The following is a 459-nucleotide window of genomic DNA, read 5'->3' as shown; positions in this document are numbered from 1 at the left end:
GGGCGAGCCGGTCCGGGGGGTTCCCGGAGGCCCGCCGGGGGCCGGCGGTCACGGGGTCGAGCGGACCGAGGTCCACCGCCTCGCAGCGCCAGCCCCGGGGCCGCCGGCCGAGCCGGAAGGCGAGGGCGTGGACCCGTTCCGGGACGGCCACCCTGGCGAACGCCTCCACCACGTCGGGGCGGGGGCGGCAGGACCCCAGTCCGAGCAGGCTCGGGTACGGGGTCGGCCGGGCGCCGGGGGAGCGCAGCGGGGCGAGCGCGGCCCGCGGGATCAGGTGGTCGTAGGTGGCGGCGTCGGTGTGTCCGACGAGGACGTGGATCGGCCGCAGTCCGCCCAGCACCAGCAGGAGCGTGCGGGCGAACCAGAGCTGCGGGTTGTCGGGGTCGGGGCGGCCGACGGGCTCACCCGCGGTGAGGGGGCGGGAGAGTCGGCCGAGGCGTACGGCGGGGACGGTGGGAC

The 459-nt window shown here is 79.3% G+C and carries 1 protein-coding gene; it reads right to left on the bottom strand.

Annotated elements, in window-relative coordinates; all coding sequences use genetic code 11:
* On the bottom strand, nucleotides 1-459 hold a 459-nt coding region (locus FOE67_RS28285), incomplete at both ends, for an Rv3235 family protein (protein WP_182667632.1).

The sequence above is a fragment of the Streptomyces calidiresistens genome (genome assembly GCF_014141525.1).
GTDB lineage: Bacteria > Actinomycetota > Actinomycetes > Streptomycetales > Streptomycetaceae > Streptomyces > Streptomyces calidiresistens.
Note: the sequence above shows the minus strand (reverse complement) of the source record. Positions and strands in the feature narration are given on the sequence as shown.